Genomic DNA, 15,528 nt, shown 5'->3' with positions numbered 1-15,528 from the left:
CAGTGCCCTGGCCGAATTCGGCCGGGGCGTATCTCAGCAGCAGCCGCACCCGTCATGGTGATGGCTGTGGTCGCAAACCGGGGCAGGGGCAAAGTCGCCCACCTCGGTCAACACTGACCGCAGCGCCCACAGAATCATGTCCACATCCTCGGCTTCGATGGTCAGAGGCGGGCGGATCTTCAGGATGTTGTCCCCCGGCCCCTCGCTGCCGATCAGGATGCGGTGGTCGCGCATCCGATTCTTGACGTATCTGCAGATCTCGGTGCCTTCCGAGCCGTCGGGGTTGATCAGTTCGACCCCCAGAAACAGCCCCATGCCCCGCACATCACCCACGCAGGCGAACTCGGCCTCGATCGCGCGCAGACCTTCCATCAGCCGTGCGCCCATCACGCGGGCATTGTCCTGCAGACCCTCGTCATCGACGATGTCCAGCACCTCTTTGCCGATCCGGCAGGACAGGGTCGATCCGCCGAAGGTCGAGAAGAACTCGATCCCGTTGTCGAAACTGTCGGCGATCTCGCGCGTGGTGACCAGCACGCCCAGGGGGTGGCCGTTGCCGATGGGTTTGCCCAAAACCACGATATCGGGCGACGCGCCCTGATGTTCGAAGCCGAAGTAGTACTCGCCCAACCGACCCAGGCCCGTCTGCACCTCGTCGGCGATGCAGACGCCGCCGGCGGCGCGGATCTTTTCGTAAACCGCTGGCAGATAGCCTTTGGGCGGGATGATCTGACCCCCGACTGAGGGGAAGGTCTCGGCGATGAAACCGGCCACCCCGTGCCCCCTGCGCTGCAAGGCGGCAATCGCGTCGTCGACCAGGTCGGCATATTTCTGCGCGCGGTCGGGGTCGTCACGTTTGAACCGGCCGCGATAATCGTCGGCCACCTCGACCAGTTCCACCCAATCGGCCTGGCCCACGCCGCCGGGCTTGTTGAATTTGTAGGCGGAAATGGCGACCGCCGCATTGGTGTTGCCATGATAGCCGTGATCGGGCGTCACCATGCCCTTGGCCCCGCTATGCGCCCGCGCCAGGCGCAGGGCCAGCTCGTTGGCCTCGGTGCCCGAGTTGACGAAGAAGCACACCTGCAGGTGATCGGGCATCTTCGACAGCAGCTTGTCGGCAAACTCTACCTGCGCCGGATGCAGATAGCGGGTGTTCGAATTCATCCGCTTCAACTGATCCGCCGCCACGGCCTGAATGCGCGGATGCGCGTGCCCCACATGCGGCACGTTGTTGTAGGCGTCCAGATAGGGTCGCCCCCATTCGTCAAACAGGTGGTGTTTCCAGCCGCGCACCAGCATCACCGGGTCGTCATAGGTCAGGCTCAGGTTGCCGCCGAAATGCGCCCGCCGTTTGTTCAGGATCTCGGCCTTGTCGGTCGGGCGATAGTAGACCTTCTCGTCGGGCAGGTTCAGCAGGGCCGCCGGGTTCGGGCAGACCGCATGCCACAGGTCCAGCTCGTCCGGGTCGGCGACGCCCGGCCAGTCGGCCTGCATGCCGGCCGTGGTCAGGGCCAGCTGGAAATGCACATGCGGCGCCCAGCCGCCGTTCTGGCCGGCATCGCCCAGCCGGGCAAAGGCCGCCCCCTGCGCCACCGGATCGCCCGGTTTCAGCCGGTCACAGACCTCGGGGTCCAGATGCCCGTACAGCGTATAGAACGCGTCACCCTCAGGGGTTTCGTGGTGCAGGATCACCACGCCGCCATAGTCCAGATGGTTCGCCCGGTTCTCGACCGCCTCGACCCGACCGCTCAGCGGCGCCAGCAAAGGCGTCCCCGCCGGCGCGAACACATCCACGGCCAGATGCACCGTGCGCCGGTCCGACGCCTTCCACGGGCCCTTGCGGAACGTCGGCTCGGCATAGATCAGGCGCGGTTCGTTGTAATAGCCCAGCCACAACCCGTCGCCGAATTCCGCGCCCACCCGCGCCGCCTCGTCCAGCGGCATGTGAAACGGGTTCTGCGGCCAGGTCGAGTTTTCGACCGACAGCGAACCCATCGGAACGTCCGACAGGTCCTGTCCCAACAACTGCGCAAACTGCCCGCGATGTTCTGACAGGTACGCGTGAATGCGCTCGGCCCCGTCGGTGACGGGCAGCCCGCAGACCGCCCGCAGCCGCGCCGACATCAGCTCGCCATTGACCGAACCATCCTCGAGAAAGCGCCAGGCCGGTGCCTGGCTGATCGTCACATACGGGTCGTCGGGGTTTTCGGCGGCCATCAGCGTGGAGTTGACGACCGACACGGCCAGCCGCATCCGCAGCAGAGGCCAGAGCAAATCCACTTCCTGCGGGCGCAGCCGGTTCGCGGCGTGATAGCCCCGTACCAGCGCGGCCAGCGCCCGCTCGGGGTGTGGGTGATCCAGCGCCACGTATGCCCCCGCAATCGCCAACTCGCACACCCGCGGCGCGGCGCACATGTCGCCCAGGTCGATCAGGCCCGAGACCTGCCGGCGCTCCGACAGCTCTCCTTCGACCAGGATGTTGTAGTCATTCACGTCATTGTGGATGGCCTGCCGGGGCAGCTCGGCCAGCATGTCCGCGACGGCATCGAACTGTGCACAAATCTCGCGCAGAAGGGCCGCGCGATCGGGGTCGGCAACCGCATCCAGTTTGTCAGCGATCCAGCCGGCCTGGGTCAGGTCCCATTTGAACTCCGGCCGCTCCAGGCCGGGATGCGAAAACCGCTCCAGAGCCCGATCTGTTGCCCCCAATACCCGGCCCAGTTTCAGGATCAGGTCCTCGGATTTCGGCGCGGCCTTGGCATAGCACCGGCCCGGCAGCCGCTCCAGCAGCCACGCCAGCCGAGGCCGTCCCGCGTCGTCGTCGATCTGCGGCAGCAAGCCACCGTCCAGCCCGGGGATCACCTTGGGAAACGGCAGCCCGGGGGCCTCGGTCGCGATATGCGCCAATGCCTTGATCTGCAGATCCACCAACTGCGGGTCACACCCGGCCCGCATGACCTTCAGAACGTAGTCCTGCCCATTGGTGGCCTGCACCAGGAAATTCAGGTCATACTCGCCATCCAACCGCGAGAGCCGGGCGTCCAGCCCCCAGACCCGCCGCAGCGCGGCCGCCCAAAACTCACTGACATCATTCATTCGAACTTCCGCCCCGTGCGCGCCGGGGCCCTCTTCATCTGGCTGAATATATCCTCGGGGGGAATCGCGCTGTGGCGCGATGGGGGGCAGACAGCCCCCACCTTACCCCATGGCCCGCAGGCGCTTGATCAACGACGAGGTGTCCCAGCGGCCGCCGCCCATCTTCTGCACATCCTTGTAGAACTGATCGACCAGCGCGGTCACCGGCAGCGATGCCCCGGTCTCGTCCGCCGTGTCCAGGCAGATGCCAAGGTCCTTGCGCATCCAGTCCACAGCAAAGCCGTGGTCGAAATGGTCGTCCAGCATGGTCTCGTACCGGTTCGACATCTGCCAGCTGCCGGCGGCCCCCTGGCTGATCACCTCGACCACCGCCCGCCCGTCCAGCCCGGCCTTCTCGGCGAAATGCAGCGCTTCGCTCAGGCCCTGAACCAGCCCGGCGATGGCGATCTGGTTGCACATCTTGGTCATCTGGCCCGCGCCGCTGTCTCCGATGCGGCGGCAGATCTTGGCATAGACCTGCATCACCGGCTCGGCCCGGTCATAGGCGGCCTGATCGCCGCCGCACATGATCGACAGAACCCCGTTCTCGGCCCCGGCCTGGCCGCCCGAGATCGGCGCATCGACAAAAGAGATCCCGCGCGCCTTGGCGGCCGCGTACAGTTCACGCGTGACCTTGGCCGAAACGGTGGTGTGGTCAACGAAAACCGCGCCTTCCGCCATGCCGCCGAACGCGCCGTCCTCGCCCGTGCAGACCATGCGCAGATCGTCGTCGTTGCCGACGCAGGCCATCACGAACTCCGCCCCCTCGGCGGCACCGCGCGGCGTGGTCGCCATCTGGCCACCATGCTGCGACACCCATTTCTCCGCCTTGGCCGCGGTGCGGTTGTAGACGGTCACCTCATGCCCGGCCGCCTGCAGATGCCCGGCCATCGGATAGCCCATGACGCCCAGGCCAAGGAATGCAACTTTCGCCATTTTCGAGGTCCTCCCTGTGACCGGTCCAGAGCAGAAAACGCCCACTGGCCGGAATGCTTGCCAGAGACAAAGCAAAGCCGCGCCCAAAGGGCAACCCCGCACCGGGAGACAGGCCGCAAATAATGGCCGCGCGTCACGCGCCGCTGATATTGCGCTCCATCAGGCGCTGGTACAGGCGTGGGGCCAGCCGGTTCAGCCACCACGCCAGTCGCGCCACCCGGCCCACCGGAATGACGGGCCGCCCGCGATCCATCCCTCGCAGGATCACGCGGGCGGCCGCCTCGGGGGTCATCTCGTCCATGCCGTCACTGGCCGATCCGGGGCGTGCGGTGCCATCGGGCTGCCGCTCGGCCCGGCCCGGGTTGGTCGCCACGAATGAGGGCGCCGCGATATGCACCCGCACGCCATGGGGCCGTTCTTCGGATCGCAGCGATTTGAAGAAACCTTCCAGCGCGTGTTTCGAGGCCGCATAAGCCGTCCGGTGATACAGCGGCGCAAACCCCGCCACCGACGAGATCGCCAGATGCGCCCCACGCGACTGGCGCAGCGCGGGCAGAAAGGCGCGGGCCATCGCGACGGCCGCGAAATAGTTGATCTCGAACACCTTGCGGTGGCTGGTGTCGTCGGACTGATCGAACCCGCAGATCTGGGTGATCCCGGCGTTGTAGATGACCAGATCGATGCTGCCGCAATGCGCAAGCGTATCGTTGACGGCGCGCGCCAGTTGATCCGGATCGGTCAGATCACAGGCAATCGCCATCTGCGTGGCGGTGTCCTGCACCCCGTCCACCTTCAGATCCAGCAGGACCACGCGCCATCCACGCTCTTGCAGCGCGGCCGAGAGCGCCTGACCCAGCCCGCCGGCCCCGCCCGAAATCACTGCGGTTTTCACAGACCCACACTCCTTTTCCAAAGGTCGAACACCTCGGCGCTGGTCTTCTGCGGGACATAGCCGAACACGGTCTTCAGCGCCGTATTGTCCAAAACCGGTCGGTATTGCAGGAACCGCACCTGTTCAGGCCCGTAGCGCGACAGGCGCAGAGGGCGGGCCACGGCAAGCGCCGCCTTGAGCGCCCGGGCCGGCAGGCGCAGGACGGGTTTGTCCAGCGCGCGGGCCAGATCGTCGACGCTCAGCGCGCCGTCCCCGGCGACGTTGTACACCCCGGGCGGTCCATCGGTGGCCGCGCGTTTCAGGATGCGGGCCAGATCGCGGGTCCAGATGAACACGAAGGGGCTGTCGCTGCCCGCCACCGCCAGCAGGCGGGGCTTGCGGAACAGGGCGGTGATCTGGTTGTCGGTGCCGTCGCCCAGCACCGTGCCCACCCGAAGCACCACCTGTTCCAGCTGCGGCGCGGCCGTTCGGGCCTCGGCCAGCAATTCCTCGACCTGCCGCTTGTGGTCGGAATAGGGAAACTCGGGGTTGCCGCGCACTGGATCGGTTTCGCGCAGCGGCACCGGGTTGTCCGCGTGATAGCCATAGGCCGCTCCCGACGAGGTGACGACCAGCCGCCGCACGCCATGGGCCAGCGCGGCATCGACCACCTTGCGCGTGCCGCCCACATCCACCGCGTGGGCCTCGGCCCGCGACATCCCCGGCGGCGGCGTGACGATCGAGGCCAGATGCACGATCACCTCGGGCTTCACCTTGGCGATCACCCGGGCGGGGTCGCCCGTGGTGACATCCATGCGCAGAAACGGAACCTCGTCCGGCAGCGTCGCGGGGCGGCGCAGGTCGGTGGCAAACACCTGATGGTCGCTCAGCTCGTCCAGCAGGGCGCGGCCCACCAGCCCTGCGGCGCCGGTGATCAGGATGCGGGTCATCGGGCGGCCTCGGTCCGGGCCATCAGCTGCGCCAGCGCCAGCCCCGAGATGGCATGCCAGATCCCCCAGAAGGCGGCCACCACGGCCATGCCGCCCAAGCCGTTGAAAAAGGCGAAGATCAGCACCAGTCCAAGGCCCGAATTCTGGATGCCGGTCTCGATGGTGATTGCGCGCCGGTCAAAGGGGGACAGCCGGGTCAGAGTGGCCACAACCCAACCGCCCCCCAGTGCCAGTGCGTTGTGAGCGATCACAAGCCCGGCGACCGCCCCGGCGTAGCCTAGGAAGAAACTCCAGTTGGCCGCCAGGGCGAGCACGATGAAAGCCACGAAAATGGCCATGGACAGGATCTGCAGCGGCCCGCGCAGCCGCGCCGTCAGGGCGGGGCGCTTCTGGTTCAGGGTCACCCCTAGAACCAGCGGCAGGATCAGCATCAGTCCGACGATGATGGCGATTTGCACCGGGTCGATCTGGGTCTGCTGCAGAATCGCGCGGGTCGGCGGGTACAGCCCGCCCCACAACGCGATGTTGAACGGGGTCATCACGATGGCCCCGATGGTGGCGAAGGCGGTCATCGACACCGACAGCGCCGCGTTTCCGCCCGCCCGATGGGTGATGAAATTCGAGATATTGCCCCCGGGACAGGCCGCCACCAGGATCAGCCCCAAGGCGATCGAGGGGCGCGGCTCGGTCAGCCAGACCAGCAGGAAGGTCAGCGCCGGCAGCACCAGGAATTGCGAGGCCAGTCCCACCACCACTGGCTTGGGCGCGCGCCGCAGCCGGTCGAAGTCGCGTGGTGACAGGTCGATGGCGATCGAGAACATCACGATCGCCAGGATCGCGTTCAGCAGGGTCAGCGAGCCGGGGCTGAAATTCAGCGTGATCTCGTCGATTCCGGTCATGCGCGGGCTTTCCGGAACCGCGCGATCCAGTCCGTCACCGCCTTGCGATAGGTCGCCTTGTCCACGTAATAGGCCATGCGGGGCAGGTTCAGGTACTGCATGCCTCCGGTGGCGCGCCGATAGTCTTTTTGTTTCTCCGCCTTCAGCGCCGCGGCCACGGGGCAGCCGGACTGAAGACCCTTGATATAGCGCGCCACCATTTCGGCCTGCTCGTGGCGTCCTTGCCAGCCCAGCCCGGTGGCCTCGATCATGCCCAGCACGAACAGGTCGTCGCGTTCGGGGTGCATGGCGTTCAGGTACAGATGCGGCGCATCGCCCTGCCAGTTCAGCAGGTTCGGGTCGATGAACGGGTAATGCAGCTTGTACCCGGTCGCGGCCAGGATCATGTCATAGGCGCTGGCGCTGCCGTCCTTGAATTGGACCGTGCGGCCCTCGATCCGGTCGATATCGGGGCGAATGCGCAGGTCGCCGTGGCCCGCGTGGTACAGGACCAGCGAATTCACCACCGGGTGGCTTTCGTACAGTTTGTAGTCGGGCTTGGGAAAGCCATATTTCTGGGGGTCGCCCACGAACCAGCGCAGGATCATCCCGTCGATCCGGCGCTTTAGCCACATGGGCAGGCGGATCATCCCGCCCAACGTGTCGGCGGGTTTGCCAAAGACGTATTTCGGCACGAAATAGTATCCCCGCCGCATCGACAGGTCGCACTGCGCGGCGTGATGGATGGCGTCCACCGCAATGTCACACCCGGAATTGCCCGCGCCCACCACCAGCACTCGCTTGCCGTCGAACTGGCTGGGATAGCGGTACTGCGAGGCGTGGATCAACTCGCCGTCGAACCGGCCGGGAAAATCGGGCATGTTGGGTTCGGATAGGGTGCCATTGGCGATCAGCACCCCGGCAAACTCGCCGCTATGCGTGCCCTGGTCGTCCCGCCAGGTCAGCCGCCAGCCATCGCCCGGTGCGCCCAGGGGCGATGCGTCGATCACTTCGGTGTTGAACCTGTAGTGATCGCGCAGTTCGAAATGATCGGCAAAAGCCCGGAAATAGTCGCGCATCTGCCGGTGCGACGGGTATTCGGCCACGTCGTCGCCCATCGGGAAATCGGCAAATTCGGTCATCGTCTTGGACGAGATCAGATGCGCGGATTCGTACATGGTCGACCGTGGCGCATCGACATCCCACAGCCCGCCCACATCGGAATGCAGCTCGAAACCCTGGAACGGGATGCCCTGTTCCTTCAGCACCTTGGCCGCCGCCAGCCCCATCGGACCTGCGCCGATCAAGGCATATGCCTTGCGTGCTTGTGTCATGAACCCTCCCCTGCTCGTGGCGATTAACTTGAACGATCGTCCAAAATAAGGCAAGATGAAAAACATGAGCGCGAAATACATTGAAAAACAAAGGCAAAGGGCGCCATCGGCCCGGTCGCTTGAAACCAAGGCGCGGATTCTGGACGCGGCCGAGGCGCTGTTCGCGGAACGGGGATTCGAGGGCGCCTCGATCCGCGACATCGCCACGCGCGCCGGGGTGCAGGTGGGTTTGGTCCACCACCATGGCGGCGGGAAGGAAGAGCTGTTCTTCCAGACCGTCGCGCGCCGCGCCGACGCGCTTGCCCGGATCAGGATGCAGGCGCTGGAGGATCGGCGCGCGCAGGGCCCGCTGACCCTGCGGGACATTCTGGACTGTTTCATCCGCCCCTATGTCAGCCTTGCCGAATCCGGCGGTCCGGGCTGGATGGCCTACGGGCGGCTGGTGGCGCATGTGTCGGTCGATCCGCGCTGGCGCCAAATCGCGGCCGAGTGTTTCGACCCTACCGCTCAGCTGTTCATCCGTGAAATCGCCGCACTGTATCCGCAGGCCGACCCGGCGCTGTTGGCTACGGGCCAGGTCTATTCGGTCTCGGCGATGCTGGCGCATCTCAACAGCGCCTGGCGGGTGCAGGCGCTGTCACAGGGGGGCGATCTGTCCGGGATCGACCAACTGGTCGAATTCTGCGCCGCGGGGATCGAGGCAATGGTGCACTCGGGCCGCGCGCGGCCCTGACCCGGCTCAGCCGATGGCGCGGGCGGGCCCCGAGACGCGCAGGGATTCAAAATCTCGGCCCTCAATTGTCAGTTTGTCGGCAGCTTGGGTGACGACTCGGGCTTTGTTTGCGCCTTGGATTTTGTGTAGGGGGTAAGTACGGGATAAGCGCTCTGCATCGCTTCGATGGCCTGCGCGCGGAACTGGGTCTGGAACGGGTCTGGCTCGTCGGCGCGCACGGCCTCGGGCGAGAGGTAGAAGCCGACGGTCACGACCGAGACGGCGAAGACCGATCCGGCGGTCAGGGTGGCAAGTGTGTTGGTAATCGCGCGTAGCATGGTATTGATACTCCTGTTGCTGACGGGTTCGGGGTCTTGGGGGTGGCTCAGGCTTTCCGGGCCAGGGCCTGCCGCAGTTGGTCGTTCTCGGCCTGCAACTGCGCCAACTGACGTCCCAGCTCGTTCAGATGCGGGCGCAGTTCGGCTTCGGTGAAGCGGGGGGTGATGTGGCGCGGGCAGTTCCAGTCCAGCGCCGCGACATGGATGATCGCCGCGCGTTCGGCCTCGGCCGCGTCGGGGATAATGTCGCGCGCGGCCTCGGCGCCTTCGCGAAAGTCCACGCGGCCCAGGATCTTGAGCCTGCGCTGGTTGGCATAGTCCATCAGTATCAGCGCGATCCGGTCATTGCCGTCCAGATTCCCGCGCGAGATATACTGCTTGTTGCCCGAGAAATCCGCATAGCCGATGGTCCGGTCGTCCAGCACCTTCAGAAACCCTGCAGGCCCGCCGCGATACTGGACATAGGGCCAGCCGGTCTCGGACACGGTGGATTGATAGAACCCGTCGCGCGCCTCGATGAAGGCTTGCTCGGCGGGGCCGATCAGGTGGCCCTGCTGCGGGCCGCCGTCGATGAACTTTGCATAGGATGCGGCGGACCCCATCCGTTTCTGGTGGGCGCGGACGGCGGGGGTGAAGGTCAGTTCGGAAAAGGCGCGGGGCATGCGGGTGCCTCCTTTCACAGGTTCAGGTCGGACAGGCCGGGATGGTCGGCGGGCCGGGGCCCCAGGGGCCAGTGAAACAGGCGCTGGGCGTCGGTGATCGGCAGATCGTTCAAGGACGTATGTCGCTGGGCCATCCGGCCATCGGCGGCGAACTCCCAGTTTTCGTTGCCGTAGGACCGGAACCACTGGCCGCTGTCGTCGTGCCATTCATAGGCATAGCGCACCGCGATGCGGTTCCCGTCACAGGCCCACAGCTCCTTGATCAGGCGATAGTCCAGTTCGGTGCGCCATTTGCGGGTCAGAAAGGCGTGGATCTCGGCGTGGCTGGTCAGGAACTCAGCCCGGTTCCGCCACTGGCTGTCCTCGGTATAGGCCGGGGTCACGATGTCGGGGTTGCGGCTGTTCCAGGCGTCTTCGGCCTTGCGGACCTTTTCGATGGCGGTCTGCGTCGTGAACGGGGGCAGAGGAGGGCGCTGCATGGTCAGAGACTTTCAGGCGAGGGTGGCGGCGAGAAGGGCCACGGTCAGAAGAAAGGGAACATAGCTTGCGGGAAATGGGCTGGCGCGGCGTCGCATCGGTCAAATCCTTTGGGTGTACAGATCGGTAAACTGTGCTGATAAGATGTACAGATCGGTTAACTTTTTCAATCCTTGAGCCGAAAAAAGTTTCATAATCAGCTTTTCTGGATGGAGAATATGATTAAAAAACAGCGCCTTCAGCGGTGTGAATTGCACCTGCGTGGCAAAGGCATTATGTACTGATCTGTACGCAAAGGAGCCGAATCATGCGTCCGAACAAACGGGACGAGCTGGTCCGTAAAGCACTGCAGGTGTTTTACCGCGACGGGTTTCACGCCACCGGAATGGACCGGCTGGTGGTCGAAACCGGCGTGTCCAAGACCTCGATGTACAAGCATTTCCGCACCAAGGAAGAGCTGATCCTGGCGGTACTGCGCCTGCGGGACGAGAATTTCCGCAACTGGTTCGTGCGCCGGATCGAGGAACTGGCCGACACCCCCGCCGATCAACTGCTGGCCGCGTTCGATGCGCTGGGCGAATGGTTCCGCGAGGATAACTTTCGCGGCTGCATGTTCATCAAGGCCGGTGCCGAGTACCAAGACCCCGACCACCCGATTCATGTGCAGGCGGGCGAGCACAAGCGCCTGCTGCTGGAGTATTTCACCGACCTGTGTCGCAAGGCCGGCGCGCAGGACCCGGACAAGCTGGCCTGCCAGCTGCTGCTGCTGAAAGAGGGTGCGATCGTCACCGCCGTGCTGCTCCGCAACGGCGATCCCGCGCGCGACGCCAAAGAGGCGGCTGCAGTCTTGCTGAAAAACGCGCTGGCTTGACCCATGAAAACCCGCTTTAGTTCCCGAAGCAGGTAAAAGGGGGGCGTATGCAGCAGGCCTCGGATTTTCTGGAAGAATGTCAGGTTCTTGATGACGCACTGACGGGGCTGGGTGCCGCGGACTGGCAGATCGTGACCCAGTTCAAAGACTGGACGATCGACGACGTGTTGGTGCACCTGCATTTCTGGAACCAGATGGCCGACCTGTCACAGCGCGACCCGAATGCGTTCGATGCAAGGGTGCAGCAGGTGATGCCGCGCATTCAGGCCGAGGGATTTCGCGCCACGGAAAACGCTGCAATCACTGAGCGTGGACATGATCTGCGCGCCGCATGGTCTGATCTATGCAGCCGAATGGGCCGCGACTGGTCGGGGCTGGACCCCAAGGCGCGGGTCAAATGGGTGGGGCCGGACATGTCGGTGCGGTCCTCGATGACCGCCCGGCAGATGGAGACCTGGGCGCATGGGCAGGAGGTATTCGACATTCTTGGCCTGACCCGGCCCGAGACCGCCCGCATCCGCAACATCGTCGTGCTGGGCGTGAACACCTTTGGCTGGACCTACACGGTGCATGGCCGCCCGGTTCCTCCGGTGACGCCCCATCTGCGCCTGATCGCGCCTTCCGGGGCGCTGTGGGAGTTCGGCGCGCCCGGCGCCGACCTGATCGAAGGGCCGGCCGTCGATTTTGCCCGCGTTGTGACACAGACCCGAAACGTGGCGGACACCGGCCTGTCGGTGCAGGGGCCGGTCGCGCAGGAATGGATGGCCATCGCTCAGTGTTTCGCCGGCGCCCCCGAAACGCCGCCGCCGCCCGGTGCCCGGCATTGCGTAGGGCATTGACGCCAAAGGACGTTGCGTAGCAGCGCAAACCGACGCGGCGTCACCCGGATTGGCGGAATCGGCGGCGAAAGCTACCCTTTCCGCCAACAGAATTCCGGAGAACCAATCATGTCGCTTTTTACCTCGACCGCTTCCTGGGTCACTGACGAACACCGCATGTTTGCCGAAATGGCCGGACGGTTCATGGATGATGAACTTGTGCTCAACATCGAAGCCTGGGCCGAGCAGGGCGTAGTCGATCGCGACTTCTGGCGGAAGGCCGGGGAAACCGGGCTGATGGCCGGGGCCATCCCCGAGGAATTCGGCGGCGTCGGCGGCGGCATGGGTTTTGATGCGGTCACGATCTATGAGCAGACCTCGCGCGGGGATGCGGGCTGGGGCTATGGCATCCAGTCGATCGTGATCCATTACATCACCGCCTATGGCAGCGAGGACCAAAAGAAGAAATGGCTGCCCAAGCTGGCCTCGGGCGAGATGGTCGGCGCGCTGGCGATGACCGAACCGGGCACAGGCTCGGACGTTCAGGCGATCCGCACCACCGCCGAGAAGGATGGCAATTCCTACCGGATGAACGGGTCCAAGATCTTCATCACCAATGGCCAGACCGCCGACCTGATCATCGTGGCCGCCAAGACCGACAAGTCGCTGGGTTCCAAGGGCGTGTCGCTGATCGCGGTCGAGACCGAAGGGGCCGAGGGCTTCCGCCGGGGCCGCAACCTCAAGAAGCTGGGCATGAAGGCCAATGACACGGCCGAGCTGTTCTTCGAGGACGTGAAGTTGCCGATGACCAACCTGCTGGGTTCCGAAGAAGGTCAGGGTTTCTATCAGCTGATGAAGCAACTGCCGTGGGAACGTCTGACCATCGGCATCATGGCGCTGGGCGCGATCGATTTCGCCATCTCCGAGACGGTCAAATACACCCAAGAGCGCAAGGCGTTCGGCCAGCGGGTGATGGACTTCCAGAACACTCGCTTCAAGCTGGCGGAATGTAAGACCAAGGCCGAGGTGCTGCGCAGCTTCGTCAATGACTGCATCGGCAAGCTGGAGGCCGGTCAGCTGGACGCAGCCACGGCCTCGATGGTGAAATACTGGGGCTCCGAGGTGCAGAACGAGATCATGCACGAATGCCTGCAGCTGTTCGGCGGCTATGGCTTCATGATGGAATACCCGATCGCGCGGCTTTACGCGGATGCGCGGGTGCAGATGATCTATGGTGGCACCAACGAGGTGATGAAGGAACTCATCGCCCGCTCGATCGACGTTTGACCGGGCGCTCCCGCCCGTCGTCAACGGCCCTTGCGGGCCGCCTCCTCCGGTTGGGCCCGGCCGCGCCCGAGCAATGCTCGGCCGCGGCGGAGGCGGATCGGCTAAGGCAGCTGCCCCTGCAGCCATGCGCGGAACGAGACAAGCGGGGCCGGCTCCGTGCGACTTTGCGGCCAGACAAGATAGTAGTCACCCAAGCTGACCGGCGGAGCTGCGCAGGCCGGAACCAACCGGCCGGCTTCCAGCTCGGCTGAAATCAGGTAGCTGGGCAGTAGTGCTACGCCCAGCCCATGGATCGTGGCCTGGATCATGGTCGAAAACTGGTCGAACAGCATGCCTCGGACGCCCTCGGCAGGGATGCCTTGCGCGGCGAACCAGCGTTCCCACGCATCGGGCCGGGTATCCAGATGCAGCAGTGGTGCGTCGGCCAGCCATTCAGCATTCGGGGCTTCGGCTGGCAGCAAGGCTGGCGCGCAGACCGGCAGAACTTCTTCGCGCATGATCGGCAGATAGTTCACCCCGGCCCAGTCGCGCTGGCCGAAGTGGATGGCCGCGTCGAAGTGCTCGGTGCCGAAGTCGAAAGGCTTGAGCCGTGTGCTGAGGTTCATCGTCACTTCGGGGTGGCGGCGGGCGAAATCCTGAAGCCGTGGCGCCAGCCAGTGCATACCGAAGGCGGGCAGGATCGACAGTTGCAAAGAACCGCCAGAGGGGTTGGCCTTCAGCTTCAGTGAGGCCTGCGCCAGTTGCTGCAGCGCTGTTCGGGCGGTTTCCACGTATTCCTTGCCTGCGGGTGTGAGTTGCAGGCGCATTTGGTCGCGCTGGATCAGCGCGACGCCCAGCTGTTCTTCGACGGCCTTCAACTGGCGACTGACCGCGCTTTGGGTCAGCGAGAGTTCATCGGCAGCTGCTGAAGCGCTGCCTAGGCGGTCGACGGCTTCTAGGGCCAACAGGGAAGAAATAGACGGCAGAAATCGACGCGGCGCCAGCATATGATCTTTCCTCATGGCTTGTGGAGGGAATATCACTGGTGGATCCTCCAATCCAATAGCAAAAAGGCGCAGCCGTAGAAAAGTGCAGCGGGGCGATTATGACCATTCAGAACAGTTTGAGCGGATTTCGGAGGGCGGGCCGTCTCGACGGGATCGAATTGTCCGAGATCGTCCAGATCTCGGAACGGGCCGCGCAGCTGCGGGCGCAGGGCGTGGACGTGATCGCGCTCAGCACCGGCGAGCCCGACTTTCCGACCCCGCCGCATGTGGTCGAGGCCGCGCACAAGGCGGCGCTGGACGGTCAGACCCGATATCCCGCCACAGCTGGAACCCCGGCCCTGCGTTCCGCCATCGCGGAACAGGCCGGGGTCGAGTCTGCGCAGGTCATCGTCTCGACCGGGGCTAAGCAGGTGCTGGCCGGCGCGTTCCTCGCGACGCTCGATCCGGGCGATGAGGTCATCACCACCGCGCCCTTCTGGACCAGCTATGCAGACATGGTGAAACTGGCGGGCGGCGTGCCGGTCGTGCTGGATTGTCCGCGCGAACAGGGCTTCAAGCTGACCCCAGAACAGCTGGAGAGGGCGATCACCCCGCGCACCCGCTGGCTGCTGTTGAACACACCGTCGAACCCGACCGGGGCGGTTTACTCTGAGGCCGAATTGCAGGCGCTGGGCGCGGTGCTGGAGCGGCACCCGCAGGTCTGGGTGATCTCGGACGAGATCTATCAGCACCTCGCCTATGTGCCCTTCACGCCCTTTACCCAGGCGGTTCCGGCGCTGGCAGACCGCACGCTGACGGTGAATGGCGTGTCCAAGGCCTATTCGATGACCGGCTGGCGCATCGGCTGGGGGATCGGCCCCGCTCCGCTGATCAAGGCGATGGCGGCGGTGCAGGGGCAGATCACCTCGGGCGCCTGTTCCATCGCGCAGGCGGCGGCGCTGGCCGCGCTGACCGGCCCGCAGGACCTGTTGGCCGAACGCCGCGCGGCGATGCGTGCGCGCCGCGATCTGGTCGTTGCAGGCCTGAACGCCGCCGGTTTGGACTGCCCGGTGCCCGACGGCGCCTTCTACGTCTTTCCGCAGACGCCCGCGGCGATGCCCTCGGACCCGGAATTCTGCCGACACCTTCTAGATCACGCGGGCGTCGCGGTGGTGCCGGGGCGGGCCTTCGGCATGCCGGGGCATTTTCGGCTTTCCTTTGCCTATGACACCGATAGCCTGACCCAAGGCCTGCGCCGGATAGCCGACGCAACCGCCAAACTCTGACCTGA

At 65.0% G+C, this 15,528-nt stretch carries 15 protein-coding genes; 5 read left to right on the top strand and 10 right to left on the bottom strand.

Annotated elements, in window-relative coordinates; translation table 11 throughout:
- Positions 1 to 33: 33 nt before the first annotated feature.
- The 6 genes from ACR0MM_RS07345 to ACR0MM_RS07320 all read right to left on the bottom strand — a co-directional run bounded on the left by ACR0MM_RS07345 (position 34) and on the right by ACR0MM_RS07320 (position 8,107).
- Positions 34 to 3,099: an aminotransferase class III-fold pyridoxal phosphate-dependent enzyme gene (locus ACR0MM_RS07345; protein WP_480695277.1), complete on the bottom strand. Its 3,066-nt coding sequence runs from the start codon at positions 3,097 to 3,099 to the stop codon at positions 34 to 36.
- Positions 3,100 to 3,201: 102 nt separating this feature from the next.
- The gene (locus tag ACR0MM_RS07340) at positions 3,202 to 4,074 is read right to left on the bottom strand and encodes an NAD(P)-dependent oxidoreductase (RefSeq protein ID WP_480695275.1); all 873 of its coding nucleotides are present in this window, start codon (positions 4,072 to 4,074) and stop codon (positions 3,202 to 3,204) included.
- Positions 4,075 to 4,207: 133 nt separating this feature from the next.
- Positions 4,208 to 4,966 (bottom strand): SDR family NAD(P)-dependent oxidoreductase, encoded by a 759-nt coding sequence (locus tag ACR0MM_RS07335; protein WP_480695273.1) that lies wholly within the window; start codon positions 4,964 to 4,966, stop codon positions 4,208 to 4,210.
- A complete protein-coding gene (locus ACR0MM_RS07330; RefSeq protein WP_480695271.1) occupies positions 4,963 to 5,895 on the bottom strand; it encodes an SDR family oxidoreductase in 933 nt (310 codons plus the stop codon). The genes ACR0MM_RS07335 and ACR0MM_RS07330 overlap by 4 nt, the downstream gene beginning before the upstream one ends.
- Positions 5,892 to 6,794, bottom strand: coding sequence for a bile acid:sodium symporter family protein (locus tag ACR0MM_RS07325; protein WP_170337661.1), 903 nt, complete (start codon positions 6,792 to 6,794; stop codon positions 5,892 to 5,894). The genes ACR0MM_RS07330 and ACR0MM_RS07325 overlap by 4 nt, the downstream gene beginning before the upstream one ends.
- Positions 6,791 to 8,107 (bottom strand): flavin-containing monooxygenase, encoded by a 1,317-nt coding sequence (locus tag ACR0MM_RS07320; protein ID WP_480695269.1) that lies wholly within the window; start codon positions 8,105 to 8,107, stop codon positions 6,791 to 6,793. Before ACR0MM_RS07320 ends, ACR0MM_RS07325 begins: the two co-directional genes overlap by 4 nt.
- A gap of 64 nt (positions 8,108 to 8,171) precedes the next feature.
- Between ACR0MM_RS07320 and ACR0MM_RS07315 the strand changes: the two genes are divergently transcribed.
- Entirely contained in the window at positions 8,172 to 8,840 is a 669-nt protein-coding gene (locus ACR0MM_RS07315; RefSeq protein WP_480695267.1) for a TetR/AcrR family transcriptional regulator, read from the top strand.
- A gap of 68 nt (positions 8,841 to 8,908) precedes the next feature.
- Here ACR0MM_RS07315 and ACR0MM_RS07310 read toward each other — a convergent pair whose 3' ends face one another.
- The 3 genes from ACR0MM_RS07310 to ACR0MM_RS07300 are packed head-to-tail and all read right to left on the bottom strand — an operon-like array spanning position 8,909 to position 10,298.
- Positions 8,909 to 9,157, bottom strand: a complete 249-nt coding sequence (locus ACR0MM_RS07310) for a hypothetical protein (RefSeq protein WP_480695265.1) — start codon at positions 9,155 to 9,157, stop codon at positions 8,909 to 8,911.
- Positions 9,158 to 9,204: 47 nt separating this feature from the next.
- Positions 9,205 to 9,819, bottom strand: a complete 615-nt coding sequence (locus tag ACR0MM_RS07305) for a pyridoxamine 5'-phosphate oxidase family protein (protein ID WP_480695263.1) — start codon at positions 9,817 to 9,819, stop codon at positions 9,205 to 9,207.
- Positions 9,820 to 9,833: 14 nt separating this feature from the next.
- Positions 9,834 to 10,298 carry a nuclear transport factor 2 family protein gene (locus ACR0MM_RS07300; protein ID WP_480695261.1) on the bottom strand — a complete coding sequence of 155 codons (465 nt, stop codon included), beginning with the start codon at positions 10,296 to 10,298 and terminating at the stop codon, positions 9,834 to 9,836.
- A 305-nt stretch (positions 10,299 to 10,603) separates the two neighbouring features.
- Here ACR0MM_RS07300 and ACR0MM_RS07295 point away from each other — a divergent pair, with 305 nt between their 5' ends.
- The 3 genes from ACR0MM_RS07295 to ACR0MM_RS07285 all read left to right on the top strand — a co-directional run bounded on the left by ACR0MM_RS07295 (position 10,604) and on the right by ACR0MM_RS07285 (position 13,272).
- Entirely contained in the window at positions 10,604 to 11,167 is a 564-nt protein-coding gene (locus ACR0MM_RS07295) for a TetR/AcrR family transcriptional regulator (protein ID WP_480695259.1), read from the top strand.
- 47 nt (positions 11,168 to 11,214) lie between these two features.
- Positions 11,215 to 12,006, top strand: a complete 792-nt coding sequence (locus ACR0MM_RS07290) for a TIGR03084 family metal-binding protein (protein ID WP_480695257.1) — start codon at positions 11,215 to 11,217, stop codon at positions 12,004 to 12,006.
- 108 nt (positions 12,007 to 12,114) lie between these two features.
- Positions 12,115 to 13,272, top strand: a complete 1,158-nt coding sequence (locus ACR0MM_RS07285) for an acyl-CoA dehydrogenase family protein (RefSeq protein ID WP_480695255.1) — start codon at positions 12,115 to 12,117, stop codon at positions 13,270 to 13,272.
- A gap of 101 nt (positions 13,273 to 13,373) precedes the next feature.
- On the opposite strand, the gene ACR0MM_RS07280 is transcribed toward ACR0MM_RS07285, so the two are convergent.
- Entirely contained in the window at positions 13,374 to 14,258 is an 885-nt protein-coding gene (locus tag ACR0MM_RS07280) for a LysR substrate-binding domain-containing protein (RefSeq protein WP_480695253.1), read from the bottom strand.
- Positions 14,259 to 14,356: 98 nt separating this feature from the next.
- Between ACR0MM_RS07280 and ACR0MM_RS07275 the strand changes: the two genes are divergently transcribed.
- Positions 14,357 to 15,523, top strand: coding sequence for a pyridoxal phosphate-dependent aminotransferase (locus ACR0MM_RS07275; RefSeq protein WP_480695251.1), 1,167 nt, complete (start codon positions 14,357 to 14,359; stop codon positions 15,521 to 15,523).
- Positions 15,524 to 15,528 lie beyond the last annotated feature (5 nt).

The sequence above is a fragment of the Ruegeria sp. BC6 genome (assembly GCF_056539185.1).
Note: the sequence above shows the minus strand (reverse complement) of the source record. Positions and strands in the feature narration are given on the sequence as shown.

Excerpts from the sequence above, each read along its gene's own strand:
- ACR0MM_RS07345 (WP_480695277.1), bottom strand. The coding sequence starts at position 3,099 with ATGAATGATGTCAGTGAGTTTTGGGCGGCCGCGCTGCGGCGGGTCTGG.
- ACR0MM_RS07340 (WP_480695275.1), bottom strand. The coding sequence starts at position 4,074 with ATGGCGAAAGTTGCATTCCTTGGCCTGGGCGTCATGGGCTATCCGATG.
- ACR0MM_RS07330 (WP_480695271.1), bottom strand. The coding sequence starts at position 5,895 with ATGACCCGCATCCTGATCACCGGCGCCGCAGGGCTGGTGGGCCGCGCC.
- ACR0MM_RS07325 (WP_170337661.1), bottom strand. The coding sequence starts at position 6,794 with ATGACCGGAATCGACGAGATCACGCTGAATTTCAGCCCCGGCTCGCTG.
- ACR0MM_RS07320 (WP_480695269.1), bottom strand. The coding sequence starts at position 8,107 with ATGACACAAGCACGCAAGGCATATGCCTTGATCGGCGCAGGTCCGATG.
- ACR0MM_RS07315 (WP_480695267.1), top strand. The coding sequence starts at position 8,172 with ATGAGCGCGAAATACATTGAAAAACAAAGGCAAAGGGCGCCATCGGCC.
- ACR0MM_RS07310 (WP_480695265.1), bottom strand. The coding sequence starts at position 9,157 with ATGCTACGCGCGATTACCAACACACTTGCCACCCTGACCGCCGGATCG.
- ACR0MM_RS07305 (WP_480695263.1), bottom strand. The coding sequence starts at position 9,819 with ATGCCCCGCGCCTTTTCCGAACTGACCTTCACCCCCGCCGTCCGCGCC.
- ACR0MM_RS07300 (WP_480695261.1), bottom strand. The coding sequence starts at position 10,298 with ATGCAGCGCCCTCCTCTGCCCCCGTTCACGACGCAGACCGCCATCGAA.
- ACR0MM_RS07295 (WP_480695259.1), top strand. The coding sequence starts at position 10,604 with ATGCGTCCGAACAAACGGGACGAGCTGGTCCGTAAAGCACTGCAGGTG.
- ACR0MM_RS07290 (WP_480695257.1), top strand. The coding sequence starts at position 11,215 with ATGCAGCAGGCCTCGGATTTTCTGGAAGAATGTCAGGTTCTTGATGAC.
- ACR0MM_RS07285 (WP_480695255.1), top strand. The coding sequence starts at position 12,115 with ATGTCGCTTTTTACCTCGACCGCTTCCTGGGTCACTGACGAACACCGC.
- ACR0MM_RS07280 (WP_480695253.1), bottom strand. The coding sequence starts at position 14,258 with ATGCTGGCGCCGCGTCGATTTCTGCCGTCTATTTCTTCCCTGTTGGCC.
- ACR0MM_RS07275 (WP_480695251.1), top strand. The coding sequence starts at position 14,357 with ATGACCATTCAGAACAGTTTGAGCGGATTTCGGAGGGCGGGCCGTCTC.